Here is an 18061-nt window from a genome sequence, read left to right on the forward strand (position 1 = left end):
AACTGAACTGGTTACTCGACGGTTTTGACCTCTGGCGCAATCGCCCGCATCAGGTTTTGACGCCGCGATTCGTCGCCTGATTCGGTATAATCCGCGGCATGATTTCCATGCCCGAAGACCTTCCTGATGACCCGGTACTGCTCAAGCAGATGCTTGCGCAGTTGTTGATGGAGCGCACGGTCGATAAGGGTCAAATAGTTGATCTCCAAGAGCAGATCAAGCTACTGCGCGACCGCCTGTTTAGTCGCAAATCCGAGCAGACCGTTGAGCCCAACACGCCGCAACTCGCGTTGTTCAATGAGGCGGAAAGCGTGTCGATACCTCAGCTCGATGAAGACGAGGAAGTGGTTGCCCCGAGCCCGCGTCGCGGCAAACGCAAACCGCTGTCCGCTGACCTGCCGCGCATTGAAGTCATCCACGAACTGCCCGAACACGAGCTGACCTGTGCCTGCGGTTGCCGCAAACACGTGATCGGTGACGAAACCAGCGAGCAGCTGGATATCGTTCCGATGCAGATTCGCGTGATCAAACACATCCGTAAAGTTTACGGCTGCCGTGGTTGCGAAACCGCTCCGGTCATCGCTGACAAACCCGCTCAGTTGATCGAAAAGAGCATGGCCAGCCCGAGCGTCCTGGCGATGCTGCTGACGACCAAGTATGTCGATGGTTTACCGCTGCACCGTTTCGAAACAGTGCTGAGCCGACACGGTATCGAGATTCCGCGTCAGACCTTGGCGCGTTGGGTGATTCAGTGCGGCGAGCACCTGCAACCGCTGCTGAATCTGATGCGCGACCGGTTGCTGGAAAGCCCGGTCATCCATTGCGATGAAACGCACGTTCAGGTCCTTAAAGAACCGGATCGAGACCCGACCAGTCAATCCTGGATGTGGGTGCAAGCCAGTGGGCCACCGGATCGAAAAGTCGTGCTGTTCGACTACACCTCCAGCCGTGCGCAGGAAGTGCCGCTGCGCTTGTTGGAAAATTATCGCGGCTATGTGATGACGGACGATTACGCCGGCTATAACGCCTTGGCGTTACAGCCGGGTGTCGAACGATTGGCGTGCATGGCGCATGCGTGGCGCAAGTTCGTCGATGCTCAAAAAGTGCAGCCCAAGGGCAAGACAGGGCGTGCCGATATCGCGCTGACAATGATCAACAAGCTGTACGGCATCGAGCGTGAACTGAAGGACGTCAGTGACGAGCAGCGATTTATGGGCCGGCAGGAACAGAGCCTGCCGATCCTGGCGCAGTTGCAAAGCTGGTGGCACAAAACCCAGTCACAGGTGACGCCGCAAAGCGTGCTGGGCAAAGCTGTTAACTATCTGGCCAGCAATTGGAGCCGGCTGGAGCGTTACGTTGAGGCTGGCTTTTTACCTATCGATAACAACCCTGCGGAGCGCGCGATTAAACCGTTTGTTATCGGGCGCAAGGCCTGGTTGTTCAGCGACACGCCCAAGGGCGCCACCGCCAGCGCGCAGATCTACAGCCTGGTCGAGACCGCTAAGATTAACGGGCAGGAGCCCTATACGTGGCTGCGCCACGTACTAGAGCGGCTGCCGCATGCGCAGTCGGTGGCAGATTATGAAGCGCTGTTGCCGTGGAACTGCTCACCGGAAATGCCACACTAACCGTTAACCCCACCTTGCGGTAGGTGGGATTCATGGATCGCTTACGGCGCAGTCGCTGACTGCCGCCTGGTAGTTCAGGGTTAGCCATTGAGCTGCCGGAGCTGGTACCGAACTTGTTCTGCGTCGTAGGTAAAGTCCTCGCGCTCGAAGAATGTCTCTCGCCTGGGTTCGAGGTTCGGTTTGGCGGCACGTACGCGGTAATGGACGCTTCCTCACACGCTTGGAACTGCTGGCCATTCGAGTAGCCCATATCGGCTGTCACGGTCAGCGCTTCCTGCCCTAGTTCAGCCTTGGCGGCTTTCGCCTTTCAAGCTGCTAGCGGTCATCACCCTCTTGCGTCACCCTGCCAGGTGACGCCTTTCTGGGAGGCGATCAAGCAGGCCCCGCAAGAGGTGTTATCTCCGTCACGGGCAGGTGACTTGCCATTGGCCTTCATGCCGTTGCCTGTTGCTTGAATGGTGACAAGACCGTGTATCGGACATTCCAGGGTGTCACCGTGCCCGGCCACGGGAGTGCCGTTCACCGTAAAGCCGGTGGTTGCGGTTTGTACCGTGCCGCCATGGCTGCTGGTGTCGCCAAGAACGATAAATGGCTTGGTCATTTCGGCTCCTGTCGCTGAGTGTCAGGAGCAGGGCTGGAGCCGAGTTCGGATGGCGCTGGGGCTGCCTTTGGCTTGCGCGCAGGCCGTGGCTTTTGCGCTGGGGGGTCCACCTGTGGCAATGGCGGCCAGTCGGCGGCAGTGGAGAGCGGGGGAATAGGTTTTCCGGGCAGGCCTGCTTCGCGGATGATGCGCGGCCAGCGCGGTTCCCAGCACAGCAGCAGTGATATCCAATGCCCCACGGCATGCAGGGCTAGAGCAGGAGAGGCCAGCGCAACCCAGAAAGCGACCTGCCAACGGAGCCCGGCGCGCCAAAGTGGCCGGAAAAAGCTCAAGGAGGCCATGACTGACTGCCAGGGCCATGGCACCTTGCCGAGCAACTTCTTTGGTGCGGGCACTGACTGTGGGCCTTGCTCCATGTAGCGGCGGATGAATTCCCACAGGTTGACGATATCGCTGGTGCCGTCTGCGGTTTTGCCGACGAACATCAGGTGAAGATGGGGTAGGCCAGTGATGGCGGGGTCCCAGAGCAGAACGAGCTGGCGGCCGGCGTTGGTGGATTCGGCTTGCCCTACGACTGAGTCGTGGGTGACCTGCTCCCAGTCCAGGACGGTGATGCCGCCAGCGAACTTGGGGCGGTGCAGGTAGACCTGGCGGGTGACTCGGTTGAACCGGATCAGTAGTCGGCGCTGGACGAAGTTTTCAAGGTTGATGAAGATTCGTACATATCTTAGGGTTACGTAGTAACAGGTGGCGGCTAGAGAAGCTACGATTAGCCCTGCTACGTAATCATCGGTGGTGGCGGGTTTGTTTGACCAGAAGTACTTGCCTGTAAGCCACGATTCATTGAATAAAATAGTAGTGTTAGTGACTAAGTATAAGAAATATGTCGTCATTAGCGTGATGTAAGTGATAATGCCTCGTCGTGACTGCGAGCCTCCAGCGATGATGTCGATGTAGGTCTCATTGAACTCATGCAGTGAGCCGTCGGCGCAAGGGTAGTCACTAGCTCGGTCATGAATTCCAGGTAGGCTTTCCTCGTGCTTGTGTTTTCCTGCTCTGTGGGCGGATAGGTGCTTGTTGAGTTTTTTCTGCCAGTCTTGGCTTTCAAGTTTTGAGGTTTGTGTATGCCAAAGCATCCATTCAAGTAAATACATTTATATTTCCGTCTGTAGTGCCGCATAGAGGCGGCTCATTTCGGTTTCTTGATCTTTAAATGGTTTGAGTAAATCGCCAGTATTCCATTTTTTGAGACTGCTGTGCCAGCACCACTCCTCCATTTCACTGGGTGCTAGAAAGATTGTGGCGAGGCTAAGGCCCACTGTAATTATCGTGCCTATGCCAATTAATCGAAGAAGTACTGGTATGAGTCTGGAGCTTGCAAAGCTTTCTATCGCAAGCACGAAGCCAGATTGGCTGTTTGCACCAACGAGAAACCTTAGTAGTGGCCCGGAATAAGAAATTGATACTAGGGTGGTAAGTCCAGATATTCCTGTTGATACAATAAATCTTGAAAAATAAGCGAGGCCAAGAGTTTTGTTTTTATTTTGAGAGTACTTCACGCTTTCCTCTAAATCGAGTACCGCAAGCATGACCCCTCCCACAGTCGCCAACGACCCACTCACAAGCCGCAACCCCCCCAACGCAATAGCCGCCCCCCGCCCAACGACCCCGCTTGGCGCATACCGTGCCACTACTGACTGAATACTGATCGCCGCCAGTTCGACCCCAGCTGCACTGGTGATCAACAAGGCGGCTGTGTATTCCAGTCTCTCTTTTTCGCCGTCGTCCTTCTTGGAGGCCTTGATCGCGAGCACGACCCCTTCAATCATGGCCATGATGACGCCGCCACGGATCTGGTAGAACTGTCCGCCGCCGCCGTTCTGGAACTCGGCTACCAGTGAGTTGCGCACCCGACCAATATGCGAGTTCACCTGCCCGGCCACGCGGTTGCGGTTGGCTGTTTGCCCTGTCGCCGCCAGGTCTCTCATTCTTAGCGTGGTCGCGGCCCTTCCGAGGTTGGCATGGATGAAACCGAGCATGGGGCCCAATAGATGGCGGTCCACGGCATTGCCGGGCAGTAGCTTGAAGAGATATTGGTGAAAGGATGAGAACAGCGAGAGTGCAAACCTGAGCCGTCGAGGGTCGAACCAGCGGTAAGTGCCTGCCACGGCCGCAGCCTCGACGGCAGCATCGGCCTTGGCGAAAAGATCAGCGACCTTCTCGAACCAACTGCTTGTGGTGTCGAGAACGTTGACCAGGTTCTCTGCCGTCAATCCTTGCGCGCTCGGTGCCTTGGCAAACGCGATGCGGGCCTGTTCCTCGAGCTCGGTTTGGTTGCAGGTCATGGCACGCCACACCAGGTTTCGTTTGGCAATGCCAGTGTCTGTCCACCATGAAGAAAGTTGGGCCGCCCCGCTGCTGCAGCCATTCATGCCGATCACGCACAGCGCGATCTGGGCTGCGAATGCCTGCCCCCAGACTGGCTGCTTGCGGTCATAGAGGTCGAGCGCGTGCTCGAGTAGATCGTTGTCCAGCCAGGCGAGGTGATCCTCCTCGCGCCTGTCCATTTCTTCCTGTGCCTTGCGATCCAGTGCGGAAAAATCGGACTGGATCTTTGTTTTGGCCTTCCAGTCGAGCAAGTCTTCATATTTTTTGAAGGCCTGTGTTTTTTCCGATTCGGCCTGAGTGCGCACGCGTTCGGGATCGTAGCGCGCCTCGTGCTCCTCCATGTTCTCGAAACCGATGCCGAACCGTGCAGTGTTTCGCCTGTGCCCATACCTGGCAGACTCAAGCCTTGCAGCTGCCTTGTCGACGGCCTTCTCGACGTAACCGGCCTGCATGGCGGCTTTCACATCATCCAGCGCCTGCGCAACCACATACTTGCGCTCATTGGTCAGGCCCTGCGCATCGAGTGTTTTCAACCAAGGCAGATTCATTTCGATGGCGTCGTTGCGCCACGCGTTGAGCTCTTGCACGATACCTATGGGGTCGTGGAGCACCAGGGCGACACCCCCGCCGCCCATCAGGCTATCCAGGGCATTCTGGTAACTGGAGCCTATGAACTTGGGCGACTCCCCAGGTGACAGCGCACTGCGAAAAGGCGGAAAGGCTTGCCTCTCCAGCAGAGCCTTGGCGACAGGGTTACGAGTGGCCAGGAACTCCGCCACGGTGCTGTCGACATTCGAGGGGGTGATGGCGTCGTCGAAAAGCCCGCAGCTGTTGGCGAGCGTGCGCAGGTCGAATTTCTGCAAGCGGTCGCGGTAGCGCTTGAGGTCCCGATAGCGGTCAACCATGGCGGGGCTGAGCGGGTCCGGGGTGAACAGCAATCGGGCTTCATCCACGTCTTCCGGGTCGCCGATCTTCAGCGTCCATCCTGCCAGTGCGCGCAGGTTCTCTATCGGCACGCCTGGGTCATAGGGCCAGATGGGCTGCAGCAAGCCGGTGTCGTGGGCTCGGTAGGCGGATTCGCAGACGTAAGGTTTACCACTGCGCTTGAGGAACACATAGACAAAGCCTTCGCGGATGCTGCGTACGGCGTAGTGGCTATGGGCGAGCCTGGGCGTGAGTTTCTTGCCCAGATGAGGAGGTAGGGCGGGCGCCAGTTGCTCGACGATGGCCCGGTCGGTGCCAGACACCACGCCGTAGCGCAACGGCAGGATGGTGAGGGTACGCTGGCAGTCGACGCCAGGGCCGGGGGTGTTCTGGGTGCGAGTAAGGTTGGCGGTGTCGCGGCTTATGTCGAGCCATTCGGACAACGTTTTAATGCTAGTGGACATGACATTTCCCTTATCGTGATCGCTGCGCTGGTTGTTCCTGAAGTGCCAGATACAGCTCTCCTAAACGTCCTGCGCCGGACATGGCGCCTCGCATCGCGTGTTGCCAGTTGCGGTCCGCTTCAAGTGCCGATGGTTTTCGGGCTAGTGCGATGAAGACGTAATCGTGAAGGTCATCGTGCTGCGTCAGACCAGCATTGCGAGCTGTGCTAAGAAGCGCTTCGATTCTCGCCAGGCGAACACCTGGGCATCGGGTGTCGAATAGCGATGGCGAATGCTTTTGTATGGCCTGAAGCATCCGATGAGGCAGAGGATCAGCAATCAAGGCGTGCCAGAGCAGGTCGTCAATCAGCAACGTGGATGGCGCGGGGGCATTGCTCATCGCTTTGCCGGCTATGCGCCCCCAACGTTCTGTTTTGGCGTCCGCCCGAGGTACCCACCAAGAGGCAATGGGCGCCATGAATGCCTCCCGCCAGACCCTATTGGCGTGTTGGTACAGGGTTGGTAGTACGAAGGGATCGAAGTAGCGCAGAAGGAAGTCCTCTCCTTTCGGTCTGTGTGCCACGGTCGCCTGGGCAAGGTGTGTGGCGAGCTGTTCGCCCGGGACAGCACTGACAATCCAACCGATTGGCAAGTAGTCTTGGTCTGCACCGAAGGCTTCCAGTAAGGCCCGATGGCCGGCTGTGGTGGCTTCGTGAGCGGCTACAAGCAAAGCACTGTAGGGAAAGAGCGCTTCCCAGAGTGGGTCTTGTAGTAGGGAGTAGGTCCTCTGTTTAAAGCGCCTCTTTATGCGCTCTCGCTGACTTTCGTCGAGTGCTGCTTGGTCGCAGACTGCGAGGAGATAACGAGGAGCGCGACCTGCATTCAACTCGTTCATCAGGGACTGTTCGAGGTTCTTCATGCCTTCACCAATGCCTGATGTTCCGCTGCGGCTTTGAGCCAGCAACTGACGCAGACAGGGTCGCCGGTATAGGGGGATCCACCCACTGTAACCGCGAGTCCGCCTTGGTCATTCTTCAGGTCGATGGACCCCGCTACCAGATTGACAGCGGCACCGTTGAACTGGAGGCCGCCAGCATCCAGCGTTAGCGTCCCACCCGGGGTATTCCAGCTCATTGATTCAGCGTGGATCTCGTAATGTTTCGTGTGAAGCCGGATAGCTTCACCGGCTTGTACCTGGTGATACGCCTGGACGTTGAGCGTTGAATAGCCGCCGATCTCGATAGTGTGGTTGGCCGCGATCTTGTCGACTCGGGTGTTGCCTATCTCTTCGATGCGGTCTTGGGTGATGGAGATCTGATGGGTGCGTTTAACGACCAGTGTTTTGTCCCGCGCAATTGTGGAGAGGAGATCCTGGCCTACATCCAGGCGGTCGTCGCGGACGATGGTTTCATGTCGGTTGTGGCCTACCTCAAGTACTTCGTCATGCGAAACTTTCTCGCTGCGGTCGTTGCCGACGAAGGTGGTCTCGTTGTGCTTCACAACGTTGTTCTGGTCTTTTTCGGCATGAATGAACACCTCCTGGCGCCCCAGCTCATCCTCGAACCGCAACTCATTGAAACCGTCCCCCTTGTGGGTCTGGCTCTTGATGGTCATGCGCGTCTTGTGCTCGGGCAGGTCGTAGGGCGGCAGCTGGTTACCGCAGTAGGTGCGCCCGGTGATCATCGGCTGGTCGGGGTCGGCATTGACGTACTGGATGATCACGTCCTGGCCGATGCGCGGGATGGCCATCGCCCCCCAGCTGCCGCCGGCCCAGCCCTGGGCGACCCGCACCCAGCAGGAGCTGAACTCGTTGTCGCGGCTTTCCCGGTCCCACGGGAAGCTGACCTTGACCCGGCCCCATGGGTCGCAATAGATCTCTTCGTTTTCCGGGCCGACGACGGTTGCCATGTGCGGGCCGTCGATGCGTGGCTTGGGCGGGGAGGCGGGGCGCCATTCGGCCATGCCGGGCACCAGCAGCGCCTCCTGCGTGTAGTGGGTGCCTTGGTCGGCACCGGCGGCTTCTTCCTGCAGGCTGGTGAACTGGCTGCCGGTGTGGGTCACCGTGGCTACCCGCCAGTGAGTGTTGAGGTCGTCGCGGGGGTGCTCGGCCAGGGTGAAGCTCAGGCCGGGTTGCAGGCGCACGTCGTCGCCCTGTACCTCGGCGATGCGGGCGTCGTGGCGCAGGGCGGTGAGGCGGTTTTCCGTGAAGGGCTTGCCGACGATGTCGCGCTTGTAGCGGCCGGGGTAGTCGAAGCGTTCGTACTCGGTGGACTGGTGATCCACGTCGTAGGCGACGGCGGCGTGCTCCTGGCGGTACGCGGGGTTGGTGAAGGTGTAGTCGCGCTGCACCTGGCGGGCGGTGCGCACCTGCTCGCTGTAGCGAAACCGACGCAGGCACGGCCTGGGTTGGTCGCCGCCGCCGTTGGGGTGGTACAGCACGGTGTTGGGAGGCGTTGCCTGCTCATCCTCGAAGAAGCCTTCGTCCTCATCCTCGTGCTTGATGTCGCCGCGGCTCAGCAGCCCAAGCGACAGTAGCCGATCGGTGATGAGCAGCTTGTGCTGCTTGGCGCTGTGCTCGAAGCGATAGACGAAGCCTTCCTCGGCGGCGAGGCGGGCGATGAAGTCGAGGTCGGTCTCGCCGGCCTGGACGCAGAATTCGCGGACCTGGTGGTCGAAGCTGGTGCCCAGCTCGAACTGGGCGATGCCCTGGCGCTTGAGCATGAGTTCGAGGATCTGCGGCACGGTCTTGTGCTGGAAGATGCGCCAGTTCGAGCGCAAGGCGGCGCGGGCCAGTTGTGGTTCGACCAGGGCGCGGTAGCGGGTGCGGTGAAAGCCGCTGTCGCCCTGGCTGAAGGTGCTGATCAGGCCGTGGACGTAGCGCACCGGGCGTTGGCCGTGCCAGATCGTGAATAGGGCGGGCTGGTCGAGCAGCTTGCCGAAGTCGACGTCGTGCTCGTAGCTGATCAGTTCCAGGTTCAAAGCGAAGGGGGTGCTGATGGCTTCCTCGAGGGTGAACGACACCACTTCGAATTCGGCTTTGCCGACCAGGGGTTTGAAGCTGTAACGCAGGTCAGATTGGCTAGGCATGAGAAATCCTTGTCTGCCGTCTGATGGGATTGAAATGCCCGGGCAGGGCTAGCCTGCCCAGGCACTGCCGTTGTATCAGGCAATCGGCTTGCGCCAGTCGTCCGAGCCTTCGGTCCCCGCAGTGGTGTGGGTCCAGGTGATCTTGCGGTACGACATCGATACCTCGATCAACTGAGTGAAGTTCTCGTTCTCCTTGTCTTGGGCATGCGGCAGGACGGTGTTGATATCGACGATGGTCGCGTCCTCCAGCTTGGTGGTGAAGAAGTGCTCCTGCTTGCCTTCCACCGAGGTGCGGTACCAGTTGACTTCCACGGTCGGCAACATTTCACCGCTCGCCAGGGCCTGGTACATCAGTGGCGTGGCCTTGTTCAGCGAGCTGGTAAAAATGAAGGGTTTGTGGACCCGTTGGCCGGATGGCTGACCGCTCTGGGGGTCGGTGGGCACGGTCACCTGGTGCTTGATTTCCTGCACCAGGATCTCGTCTTCGTGGCCTTCGACAAACACGTTGCCGACCGAATCGGAGGTGAATGCGCCAGCGGTGATGTTGCCTTGGGTCTGGCCTTCGATCTTGATGTAAGCGGGTGTTGGCATTGCAGATTCTCCTGCGTCCATGTGGATAAAACATGCTCACCGTGGGGTGGCATGGCCATCGGGAACGATGGGCTTTCTAACGAGGCTTGCGCCTCGCTAATTCGTTGGGTTCGTTTGGAGGCGTGTGCTGGCTACTGCAGCAATACGCCGTTGAGCGAGCGCAGCACTTCGCTGGTAATCAGGTGCAGCCGATGGCTGTAAACGGCGTAGGTCACCGCCATTAGCGCCGTGCAGATCGCCAGAGGGCTCCACCACGGCCATTGCCGGTTCATGCGGTAGTTGCTGGGCGCTACATGGGTGAGTGGCTCGCAAGCCCGTTCTGGTATAGGGCCGCGCAGCTCTCGGATGACCCTATAGAGTTTGTCGATAAGCGACTGGAGAGCTTCGTCACCCCTGGGAGCGACGCCGTACTTGCCTTTCAGGCCAAGGCACAGGCACAGGTACATGAACTCCAATACATCCTTGTAGCGCTGTGGCTCCTGTAGCATTCGCGAGAGCACAGTGAAGAACTTCTCGCCCCCCCAGGTTTCGTGATGGAAGACACTGAGCAGAGGTTCTTGGCTCCAGCGGGAACTCTTGCCCCAGGGGCGGCTCATCACCGCCTCGTCCACGTGCAGGCAGAGGGCATACGAGTAGGCCAGTAGATGCGCGGGCTCGTAGGTGTGTTGGCGCAGTTCCTCCAGGATGGTGCTGACTTGGTTACGTACCTGCGTGTACACCTCTTCGATGTTGGGCAACTGATCCAGCGTTCGCAGGCGTATCACCAAGCCGAACAACGGCATGGCGGCATCCACCATCGGGTTGCTGTAGCCTCCGCGCAGTCGGAATTCCGGGTCGGCGTTGTAACCTAAAGCCCCTGCCTCGGTTTGCGAGTTCCTGGTAGTGACTTCGCTGAAAGCATCGTTTTTGCTTGCTAGGGCAAGCGAAGTCATTACGTCCATCTGGTCTGTCCCAGATGTAGCCCCTTTAGAGGTTGTCATTTCACTCACTCCTGATCGCCCAGAACTGCAACTCCAGACCTGGGAAGTCACCTGCGATATGGAAGCCGAACCCATTGCTGCCCTTCATGGCAGCCCAGGCTGCGTTTCGTTGGTCCAGTTCGAAGTAGCTGAAGCCCGCATGGAAGGGCAGCTCACGCGGCGCCACCGGCAAGGGCAGCAAAGGAATGCCAGGTAGTTGCAGCGGGACGAGGTCATCGAGCGCTGCCAGCGAAGTGACCTTGGCTTTCTGCAGGAACTGGTGGCGCAGGGTCTCCGGTGGCAGGTTGGCACGCACGGCCAGAATGAATGCCGCCTCGTCGATCAAACGACGGTCGTCCAACGTTGCTGTCATCACGCCGTACTGCAGCGATTCGAGGGGCAGGGATAGGGCACGTGGTTGCAGTACCGTGCTCAGGGCTCGGCGCAGCGTGTCCTCCAGCGGCTTGAACGAGGTCCACAACGCCGTGTGGTGATACGCGGGGTACTCTTGCGGAAGCCGGCTTTCATCCGTGAACGTCACCAGCTCGCCGCAAGCCTGGCTCATGGCAAGGTAGAGCTGTTCGGGGTGTGCGTGTGGCTGGCGGGCCAGATGCTGGAAGCAAGGCCACCAGCGATTCATGGCTTGCAGCAGGTTGAAGTCGCGGATATCGGCGACCCCGGACTGGGCTGATGAGCCGATACGTGCAGCCAGGTTGCGTGCGCGTTCGCGCAGTGTGTTGGTGATCTCATCGAGAAAGCGCTTGAGTGCTGGCACCGCTTGTACGCTCACACTGGTGGGGTAGAACCCCTCGTCCAGTCGCAGCGCGCCGTCGGGGCGTCGTTCCAGGATCCGGGCCAATGCGAGGTGTGTATAGGCGCTGCTGTCCTGCTCCTCACGGCGGAGCTGAAGATTAGGTAACGCCAGGTCGATCTGCACCAAGTCACCGTCGGCGGTGTGGGTGTCCTTGATTTCCAACGCTTGCGCGACGTAACGGAAGTTGGCGGCGTTGTCTGGCCAGCTCACCTCTCGGCCGCCGTCTGTGCGCAGTGGCAGGCAGAGGTAGATTTCGCTGTTCTTCGATACGTCACCACTGACTTCCAGGGGCGGGGGAGGCGGCAGGTCGCCTGGAATGTCGAACACCGTGCCGTCCGGCATGATGCCGCGTGCCCGCGTGATGGCGATCTTGCCGAGGCTCAAGTATTCGTCGTTCAGTTGCAATTCGCTGAAGCCGAAGAAGGCAGCATTAAGGCTGCTCAGGCGTTGGTGGAATGCCGCTTCACTGGCCCTTGCTGCCTGCTGGAAGTGCTGGGGTTTGACGAACAGGCCTTCGGGCCAAAGAACGGGGTTACGCGAGCTCATAGGCGCTCCAAGACTGAAAAAGGGACGGAAGGACAGTGCAAGGGAAGTGCATCAGTTCTCCTCCTTGAGCAGGATCTGCGCGTCATTGACCAGCACGGAAAGCACGATCTGGCGGCCCCGCGGCGCGATGCGAAGCACCTGCTGCCAAGTGGCGTTCTCTTGGCTGCTGTAGTCGGCAATCACCGCGATGAAACGGGTGTCCGCGTGTAGGGGTTCGAAAGGCACGAACTTGAATTGGCCGGGGGACAACAGGTAGTCGTCGTCGCGGATGTAGGTGCTGCGCAGGGCTTTCGCCGGGTTCTGGTCCAGTAGCTGATAGGCGCTGTTGCGCAGCAACGAATCGTCACGCAGTTGCAGGATCTTGATGGCGATGGGCGTGGCGATAGGCTCTGCCGCTACGGGTGCAGGGCCTGGCAGGTCCAGAACCACGGTCGGGTCTTCGTAGCTACCCAGTGTGCTTTCCTCCAGGGTGGAGCGCCCCAAAGCTTCGTCCTCATCGTCCAGCACCACCGCGGGAGGGGCTGGAAACTGCTCCTGCAAGTACGCCAGCAAACCTCCGACCTTTTCGGTCAGCGCGTAGGGGTCGTCGGCGCTGAGGCTCACTGCGTACGGGCTGGGCTCCAGTACATGCTCCTTCTCAACCGGCATATCAAGGCTGTTGGGATTGCCGTTGAGGGTGGCGCTGGCGTTCATGCTGAAAGCCACCTCGGTGGGTTGGTCCTTCAAGGCGCCGACGGGTACGGAGGGGTCCATGATCACCTGGCCCATCTTGCCCAGGAACGTGCAGCCAGGCGTTCCAATAAGCGCCGACAGTAAAGGCAGGGCGAGTAACGTGTGGCGCTTCATGACAGCTCTCCCATGAGGAGATGCTGTAGGGCGTTTTCCTCTTCAGGCTTGGTAGGGAGGCGCCTGTTGAGCGCGGCCAGCGGGTCATGACCTATCCCAGGTGCGAATGCTTCACAGATGTCCGTGGCAGCAGGTGTGTGAGGTGTGTCCATGAAGCTGGGCGCAGCACTCGCCAGCAGCGCGTCGAGCGCCCGCTGATGAGGTGTGAGCAGTGAGTCCAGCGAGTGCTCGCCCGTCCGATCCTGCTGGAAATGAACCTGCAAACGATAAGCACCGACACGCAGTTCATCACCTTCCTGAAGCCGTACCGGGGCATTCTCCCCAAGGGTCTGCGAGCTGTGATTGAGGTAGGTCTGGTTGCAGCGGTCGATGGCGCAGAAACTGCCTTCCATCCAACGTATTTCGCAGTGAACCGGTTGAATGCGCCGATCGCGGTCGAACATCAGCCAATTGGCACCGTGGCTGCCGATGGTGCCGCCATTGCGGTCGAATTGATGCCGCGTGAGGACACCGTGCTGGAGCTCTTCGAGGTTGACGATGTTCAAGGTCAAGGTGTTCATGCGCGCCCCCGGATACGTACGACTGGGCTGCCCAGGCCATGCTTGTCGTCGATGAAACTGGTCCAGCCCAGGTGAGCACCTTGGCTTCGATGAAGGCAGAAGGGAGAAAGGGCGTTCTGCTTCAGGCGCAGCTCCAGGTCGTAGGCCAGGGCATCACGCAAAAGGAAATCGATCAATGCACGCAAGCGGCTGAAATTGATGCCACTGGGAAGCAAGTCACGTAGCTGCGTCTGATCCAGGTCGCCGAGCAGGATGGTGAACTTGCTGCTGCGGGTTCGCGTGCGATCGCCGACCACGAATGTGCTGCCGAGGCAGCCGTTGACCTTGCCCAGGCGCATGGTCTGTTCGGCGTCCGTGGGTACCGAGCGTGTCTCGAACTCCCGGATCTGCACCTGCTTCAAGTCGAAGCAATGAGCGATGATTCCGGCCACCGTACCTGGCGCGCGGCTGCGGCTGGCAATAACGCCGGCGAAACTGAGCAGGCGACTCCACGGCAATGCGGTGTTGCCGCGCAGCTGCCTGTTGTTCAGGCCGATCAGTGCGAACACGTACTGCGAGAACTGGTCGCCAGCACCGGCCTGGAAACGGACGTAGTAGCGGTACTTGCGCCAGATGCGGTGCAGCAGACCGAGCAGGTAGTGGTTGAAAAAGTCGAAGAATGCGGGGCGGGCCCCCAGGCCCTGGGCGTGCTCGTACGCGAGCTGCTCCAGATAATAGGTCGGCAGCGGCGAGTCGGTTCCGTGCAGGCCCAGGAACGTGGTGCAGACGCGGTAGCGAAGTGGCTCGTCGGCGCTGGCCAATGTCGTGAGGCGTTCCGCCTTCAGCACGTCCGAGGAAGGAAAACTCAGCCGCGGATCGCTGGCAAGGCGTACACGCTGGCGTGTAGCTGCGTCCGGCCAACGGGGCTCCAAGTCGTCACCATGCAGGGCGTGCAACCTTTCCAGCAACTGGAAGAAGTTGTGCAGGTGCGCCTCTGCAAGCAGCGTGTCGGCTAGATCAGCGGTTGTCTGCCGGTCAGCAGTGGCCATGTGTAGTGCTCGTTGTTGGTGGTGTTTATCACTTCCAATCGATGGAAGGAATTGATACTGGCGTACAGGGCGAAGAACTGCGAAAGCACGCAGCCGAACAGGTAGAGGTCGCCCTCGCAGAGGAAGGCGTCCTGGTCGAGTTTCAATTGCGTGCGCAGGCCGCGGATGGGCAGCCCCTTGATCAACCAGTCCAGCGGTTCGGTGTGTGCGTCGCTGATCCCGTTCAGGCGTTTGCGTGTGGCGCGCGCTTGCTGAATGTCATGCAAGGCGGCGAAATCGTAGGCCCCGAGCACTGCCCTTAGCGGTTCAGCGGACAATAGCGACAGATAGTTGAGCGATAGGTTGGAGATCAGCGACCACTGCAATTGGCCGTCCAGCACTGGTCGATAGGCGCGGGTAGGGCGGCAGATGTTGCGGTAGGTGGCCAGCGGCGGGGTGACCTCGGTGATCACGCTGATGTCGCCGATACCCAGGGCTTGCGGTAGATCCCGATTGGTGCAGGTCAGATCGATTGAGGCGGTTTCCAGCGTACCGATATAGGCGCTTTCATCGGCACGGACGAAGCCTATGCGGTGAATGACACCATCGCCACGCAGGGACTCTTCGACCTTGCAGCGGTAGTACAGCGCCGTACGGCCTTGGACGTGTTCGATCTCATGGGCGAACGACTCGAAGGCGCGGAAGGTTCGTAGTTGCTCCCCAGGGCTGCCGTCTGACGTCGTGCGTGTGCTGATTACCTGGTCGACGCTGAATATTTCGTAGGCGTGTGGTTTGCGACCGCTGGGGAGCAAGGTGACCAAGCCGGCATGGCCGGACAGGTCGATGGGCTCGGCACCGTGCTTGAACAGGTTGACTGCGGGCGTGCAGAACAGACTGAAGTCGTTTTTCCCGACGCGTATGGAATCGGGCAGTTGGCGGCTGAAGTGGAACTCGATGTGGACGTTGTGGCTCTCTCGGTCCGGCCAGAGCCTGTCCAAGCCCATCAGGTTGAAGAAGTGGAAGCGTTGAGGAAAGACAAAGTACTCCTGTAGGATCCGGTAACCATCGAAGACGTTTTGCGGATAGGGCAGCAAGGCTTCGTCGGCGCTGAAGCCGGGAAACGCAATGCTGCTCGCCGGCAACCGGCGCACTTCGCCATCGATGACCACGCTGATATGCTTTAGGTACTGCGATAGCCAGAGGTAGAGCGTTTGAGCGCAGCGGTCCTCGCCGCTCAGGTGAAACTCCAGGCTCTCGCAGCCCAGAGAATTCAATGGACGCTGAACCAATGATGCGAGGGTCATGCACACGGTCGAGCTATCGAGTGTCTGGGTCGCAGTCACGTCGTCGATTGCGAAGGGGTGCAGCTTTACAGCGGTACAGGTGCGGTATTCGCAGGCGATACCCTCTACCGGTTTGGAAAACAGGCGCGAACCCTTGGGCACGGTGTGTGTCTGGCTAAGCGACTGCTTCAGCGGCGAGAACTGAATGATCGTGGTGCTGGGCAGAGGTCGAAGGTAGTTGGGCCAGAGCAGCTGCAGCATGGCGTGCGTCAGCTCTGGCAGGTCATCTTCGAGCTTGAGCCGTAGCTTGGCGGTGAGGAAGGCAAAACCTTCCAACAACCGCTCTACATCGGGGTCGCTGCTGTCCTTGCCGAGAAACTGCGCAAGTTGCGGATTGTCCTGTGCGAAATCACTACCTAACTCACGCAGGTAGCGAAGCTCTTCGCTGAAACGGTCCTTCAACGACATGGTTATCTCACTCGGGTATAGCGATTGTGGCCATTGACCAGCAGCTCGATCTCGAGCTGTTCGGTGTGGTTCTCGACCTGCACCTGGCAATCCAGGAGGAAGTGCAGCTCCAGCGGAGCGTTGGCATCCGGCACGGCCTTCAACGTGCACACCTGTATTCGTGGCTCGAACCGTTGAATGGTGCGGCGGATGTCGGCGCTGACTTGCTGGAGCAAGTCGCCGCTGCTCAGGTCGTGCCCGTTGAAGTCGCGCAGGCCCAGGTCAGGGCTGCTCTGCGAGCAACCCTGGCGCGTGTTGAGCAACGTTTCGAGGTGGCGTTTGATCACCTCGAAACGTTGCCCTGCCGCAGCATGACGAGAGCGCTCGCGCTGCGTTGTCAGGGGGGCTGTCAGGCGGTCGAAAAGGCTGCTCATTTAGTGTCGAGCCGACCTACCAGGGAGATCTCGAAGTTGGCACCCATGTACTTGAAGTGCGGGCGCACGGCGAGCGAGACCTGGTACCAGCCCGGATCACCGGCCACATCGGAGACCTCCACGGTCGCTGCACGTAATGGCCGACGACTGCGGACATCGGCCGAGGGGTTCTCTTGGTCGGCGACGTACTGCTTGATCCACTTATTGAGTTCGGACTCCAGGTCACGCCGCTCCTTCCAAGTGCCGATCTGCTCGCGCTGTAGCACTTTGATGTAGTGCGCCAGGCGGTTGACGATGAACAGGTAGGGCAGTTGGGTGCCGAGCTTGTAGTTGGTCTGCGCTTGCTGTCCTTCGGGTGTCTTGGGGAAGTTTTTCGGCTTCTGCACCGAGTTGGCGGAAAAGAAAGCGGCGTTGTCGCTGTCCTTGCGCATTGTGAGGGCGATGAAGCCTTCCTCGGCCAACTCGAACTCCTTGCGGTCGGAGATCAGCACCTCGGTCGGAATCTTGGCCTGCAGTTGCCCCAGCGATTCATACAGGTGCACCGGCAGGTCTTCGACGGCGCCACCAGACTGCGGGCCGATGATGTTCGGGCACCAGCGGTAGCGGGCGAAACTGTCGTTGATGCAGCTGGCCAGCAGGAACGCCGAGTTGCCCCACAGGTAGTTCTGGTGCTGACCGTCGACGTTCTCGTCGTAGGTGAAGCTTTCGACGGGTTGCTCCTGATGGTGATAGGCGGACCGGAGCATGAAGCGTGGCCCGACCAGTGCGGTGTGACGGGCATCCTCACTGTCACGGAAGGCGCGCCACTTGGCATGACGTGGACCGGCGAAGATGTCCTTGATCTCCTTCAGATTCGGCAGTTCTTCGAAACTGCTCAGGTTGAAGAACTCGGGTGCCGGTGCCGTGATAAACGGCGCATGCGACATGGCACCCACCGATGCCATATAACTGAGGAGCTTGATGTCGGGCGAGGACGGGCCGAAGTTGTAATTGCCGACCATGGCCGCGACCGGCTCACCACCAAATTGGCCATAACCTGCGGTGTAGACATGCTTGTAAAGCCCGCTGCAGGTGATATCCGCAGCATTTTCGAAGTCGTCGAGCAAGTCCTCTTTGCTGACATGCAGGACTTCGAGCTTGATGTTTTCACGGAAGTCCGTGCGGTCCACCAGAAGTTTCAGGCCGCGCCAGGCCGACTCCAGTTGCTGGAAGTCAGGTTGATGGAGAATGGCGTCCATTTGTTTGCCGAGGATGCGATCCACTTCGGCAATCATTTGGTCGACCCGATGTTTGTTGATCAGTTGATCTGGGTCATTGCTCTTGAGGATCTCCGAAATAAAGGCTGCCACCCCTTGCTTGGCAACTTGATAGCCTTCCTGACTGGGCACCAACATCGTTTCGGCCATGATCTGGTCAAGCAATGTGGCGTTGCCCACGCTCTCTGTCGTGACGTCGGCTGTGAGGGTCGTAGTGTTGCGGGTGGGCATGGGGACGCTCCGTTGT

The 18061-nt window shown here is 59.5% G+C and carries 15 protein-coding genes and 1 pseudogene; 1 reads left to right on the forward strand and 15 read right to left on the reverse strand.

Translation table 11 applies throughout. The features are described from left to right. Positions 1-98: 98 nt before the first annotated feature. The gene (tnpC, locus tag P0Y43_RS00695) at positions 99-1628 is read left to right on the forward strand and encodes an IS66 family transposase (RefSeq protein WP_275635372.1); all 1530 of its coding nucleotides are present in this window, start codon (positions 99-101) and stop codon (positions 1626-1628) included. A 45-nt stretch (positions 1629-1673) separates the two neighbouring features. Here the strand turns inward: tnpC and P0Y43_RS00700 are convergent. The 15 genes and pseudogenes from P0Y43_RS00700 to tssC all read right to left on the reverse strand — a co-directional run. Then, positions 1674-1932, reverse strand: a pseudogene (locus P0Y43_RS00700) (IS5/IS1182 family transposase); the annotation flags it as partial. Positions 1933-1953: 21 nt separating this feature from the next. Beyond that, entirely contained in the window at positions 1954-2229 is a 276-nt protein-coding gene (locus P0Y43_RS00705) for a PAAR domain-containing protein (RefSeq protein ID WP_275635373.1), read from the reverse strand. After that, positions 2226-3383 (reverse strand): DUF6708 domain-containing protein, encoded by a 1158-nt coding sequence (locus P0Y43_RS00710; RefSeq protein WP_275635374.1) that lies wholly within the window; start codon positions 3381-3383, stop codon positions 2226-2228. Before P0Y43_RS00710 ends, P0Y43_RS00705 begins: the two co-directional genes overlap by 4 nt. Beyond that, the gene (locus P0Y43_RS00715) at positions 3384-6005 is read right to left on the reverse strand and encodes a T6SS effector BTH_I2691 family protein (RefSeq protein ID WP_275635375.1); all 2622 of its coding nucleotides are present in this window, start codon (positions 6003-6005) and stop codon (positions 3384-3386) included. A 10-nt stretch (positions 6006-6015) separates the two neighbouring features. Then, positions 6016-6903 carry a DUF4123 domain-containing protein gene (locus P0Y43_RS00720; RefSeq protein ID WP_275635376.1) on the reverse strand — a complete coding sequence of 296 codons (888 nt, stop codon included), beginning with the start codon at positions 6901-6903 and terminating at the stop codon, positions 6016-6018. Beyond that, on the reverse strand, positions 6900-9071 hold the full coding sequence (locus P0Y43_RS00725; protein WP_275635377.1) for a type VI secretion system Vgr family protein: 2172 nt from the start codon (positions 9069-9071) through the stop codon (positions 6900-6902). Before P0Y43_RS00725 ends, P0Y43_RS00720 begins: the two co-directional genes overlap by 4 nt. A 75-nt stretch (positions 9072-9146) precedes the next feature. After that, positions 9147-9662: an Hcp family type VI secretion system effector gene (locus P0Y43_RS00730; protein WP_275635378.1), complete on the reverse strand. Its 516-nt coding sequence runs from the start codon at positions 9660-9662 to the stop codon at positions 9147-9149. A 131-nt stretch (positions 9663-9793) separates the two neighbouring features. Next, positions 9794-10642: a type IVB secretion system protein IcmH/DotU gene (icmH, locus tag P0Y43_RS00735; RefSeq protein ID WP_430540208.1), complete on the reverse strand. Its 849-nt coding sequence runs from the start codon at positions 10640-10642 to the stop codon at positions 9794-9796. Position 10643: 1 nt separating this feature from the next. Next, positions 10644-11981, reverse strand: a complete 1338-nt coding sequence (gene tssK / locus P0Y43_RS00740) for a type VI secretion system baseplate subunit TssK (RefSeq protein ID WP_275635379.1) — start codon at positions 11979-11981, stop codon at positions 10644-10646. A 51-nt stretch (positions 11982-12032) separates the two neighbouring features. Beyond that, the gene (tssJ, locus tag P0Y43_RS00745) at positions 12033-12827 is read right to left on the reverse strand and encodes a type VI secretion system lipoprotein TssJ (protein ID WP_275635380.1); all 795 of its coding nucleotides are present in this window, start codon (positions 12825-12827) and stop codon (positions 12033-12035) included. Beyond that, entirely contained in the window at positions 12824-13387 is a 564-nt protein-coding gene (locus P0Y43_RS00750) for an FHA domain-containing protein (protein ID WP_275635381.1), read from the reverse strand. The genes tssJ and P0Y43_RS00750 overlap by 4 nt, the downstream gene beginning before the upstream one ends. After that, positions 13384-14415, reverse strand: coding sequence for a type VI secretion system baseplate subunit TssG (tssG, locus tag P0Y43_RS00755; RefSeq protein ID WP_275635382.1), 1032 nt, complete (start codon positions 14413-14415; stop codon positions 13384-13386). The genes P0Y43_RS00750 and tssG overlap by 4 nt, the downstream gene beginning before the upstream one ends. Further along, complete coding sequence (gene tssF, locus P0Y43_RS00760) at positions 14379-16145, reverse strand: type VI secretion system baseplate subunit TssF (protein ID WP_275635383.1); 1767 nt, start codon at positions 16143-16145, stop codon at positions 14379-14381. Before tssF ends, tssG begins: the two co-directional genes overlap by 37 nt. A gap of 2 nt (positions 16146-16147) precedes the next feature. Then, positions 16148-16558, reverse strand: coding sequence for a type VI secretion system baseplate subunit TssE (gene tssE / locus P0Y43_RS00765; protein ID WP_275635384.1), 411 nt, complete (start codon positions 16556-16558; stop codon positions 16148-16150). Further along, a complete protein-coding gene (tssC, locus tag P0Y43_RS00770) occupies positions 16555-18045 on the reverse strand; it encodes a type VI secretion system contractile sheath large subunit (protein ID WP_275635385.1) in 1491 nt (496 codons plus the stop codon). Before tssC ends, tssE begins: the two co-directional genes overlap by 4 nt. Between the last annotated feature and the right edge of the window lie 16 nt (positions 18046-18061).

It is taken from the genome of Pseudomonas entomophila, assembly GCF_029193575.1.
GTDB classification, from domain to species: Bacteria; Pseudomonadota; Gammaproteobacteria; order Pseudomonadales; family Pseudomonadaceae; genus Aquipseudomonas; species Aquipseudomonas entomophila_G.

Excerpts from the sequence above, each read along its gene's own strand:
- P0Y43_RS00720 (WP_275635376.1), bottom strand. The coding sequence starts at position 6,903 with ATGAAGAACCTCGAACAGTCCCTGATGAACGAGTTGAATGCAGGTCGC.
- tssF (WP_275635383.1), bottom strand. The coding sequence starts at position 16,145 with ATGTCGTTGAAGGACCGTTTCAGCGAAGAGCTTCGCTACCTGCGTGAG.
- P0Y43_RS00715 (WP_275635375.1), bottom strand. The coding sequence starts at position 6,005 with ATGTCCACTAGCATTAAAACGTTGTCCGAATGGCTCGACATAAGCCGC.
- P0Y43_RS00725 (WP_275635377.1), bottom strand. The coding sequence starts at position 9,071 with ATGCCTAGCCAATCTGACCTGCGTTACAGCTTCAAACCCCTGGTCGGC.
- tssK (WP_275635379.1), bottom strand. The coding sequence starts at position 11,981 with ATGAGCTCGCGTAACCCCGTTCTTTGGCCCGAAGGCCTGTTCGTCAAA.
- tssG (WP_275635382.1), bottom strand. The coding sequence starts at position 14,415 with ATGGCCACTGCTGACCGGCAGACAACCGCTGATCTAGCCGACACGCTG.
- P0Y43_RS00750 (WP_275635381.1), bottom strand. The coding sequence starts at position 13,387 with ATGAACACCTTGACCTTGAACATCGTCAACCTCGAAGAGCTCCAGCAC.
- P0Y43_RS00710 (WP_275635374.1), bottom strand. The coding sequence starts at position 3,383 with ATGTATTTACTTGAATGGATGCTTTGGCATACACAAACCTCAAAACTT.
- tssE (WP_275635384.1), bottom strand. The coding sequence starts at position 16,558 with ATGAGCAGCCTTTTCGACCGCCTGACAGCCCCCCTGACAACGCAGCGC.
- icmH (WP_430540208.1), bottom strand. The coding sequence starts at position 10,642 with ATGACAACCTCTAAAGGGGCTACATCTGGGACAGACCAGATGGACGTA.
- tnpC (WP_275635372.1), top strand. The coding sequence starts at position 99 with ATGATTTCCATGCCCGAAGACCTTCCTGATGACCCGGTACTGCTCAAG.
- tssC (WP_275635385.1), bottom strand. The coding sequence starts at position 18,045 with ATGCCCACCCGCAACACTACGACCCTCACAGCCGACGTCACGACAGAG.
- P0Y43_RS00705 (WP_275635373.1), bottom strand. The coding sequence starts at position 2,229 with ATGACCAAGCCATTTATCGTTCTTGGCGACACCAGCAGCCATGGCGGC.
- tssJ (WP_275635380.1), bottom strand. The coding sequence starts at position 12,827 with ATGAAGCGCCACACGTTACTCGCCCTGCCTTTACTGTCGGCGCTTATT.
- P0Y43_RS00730 (WP_275635378.1), bottom strand. The coding sequence starts at position 9,662 with ATGCCAACACCCGCTTACATCAAGATCGAAGGCCAGACCCAAGGCAAC.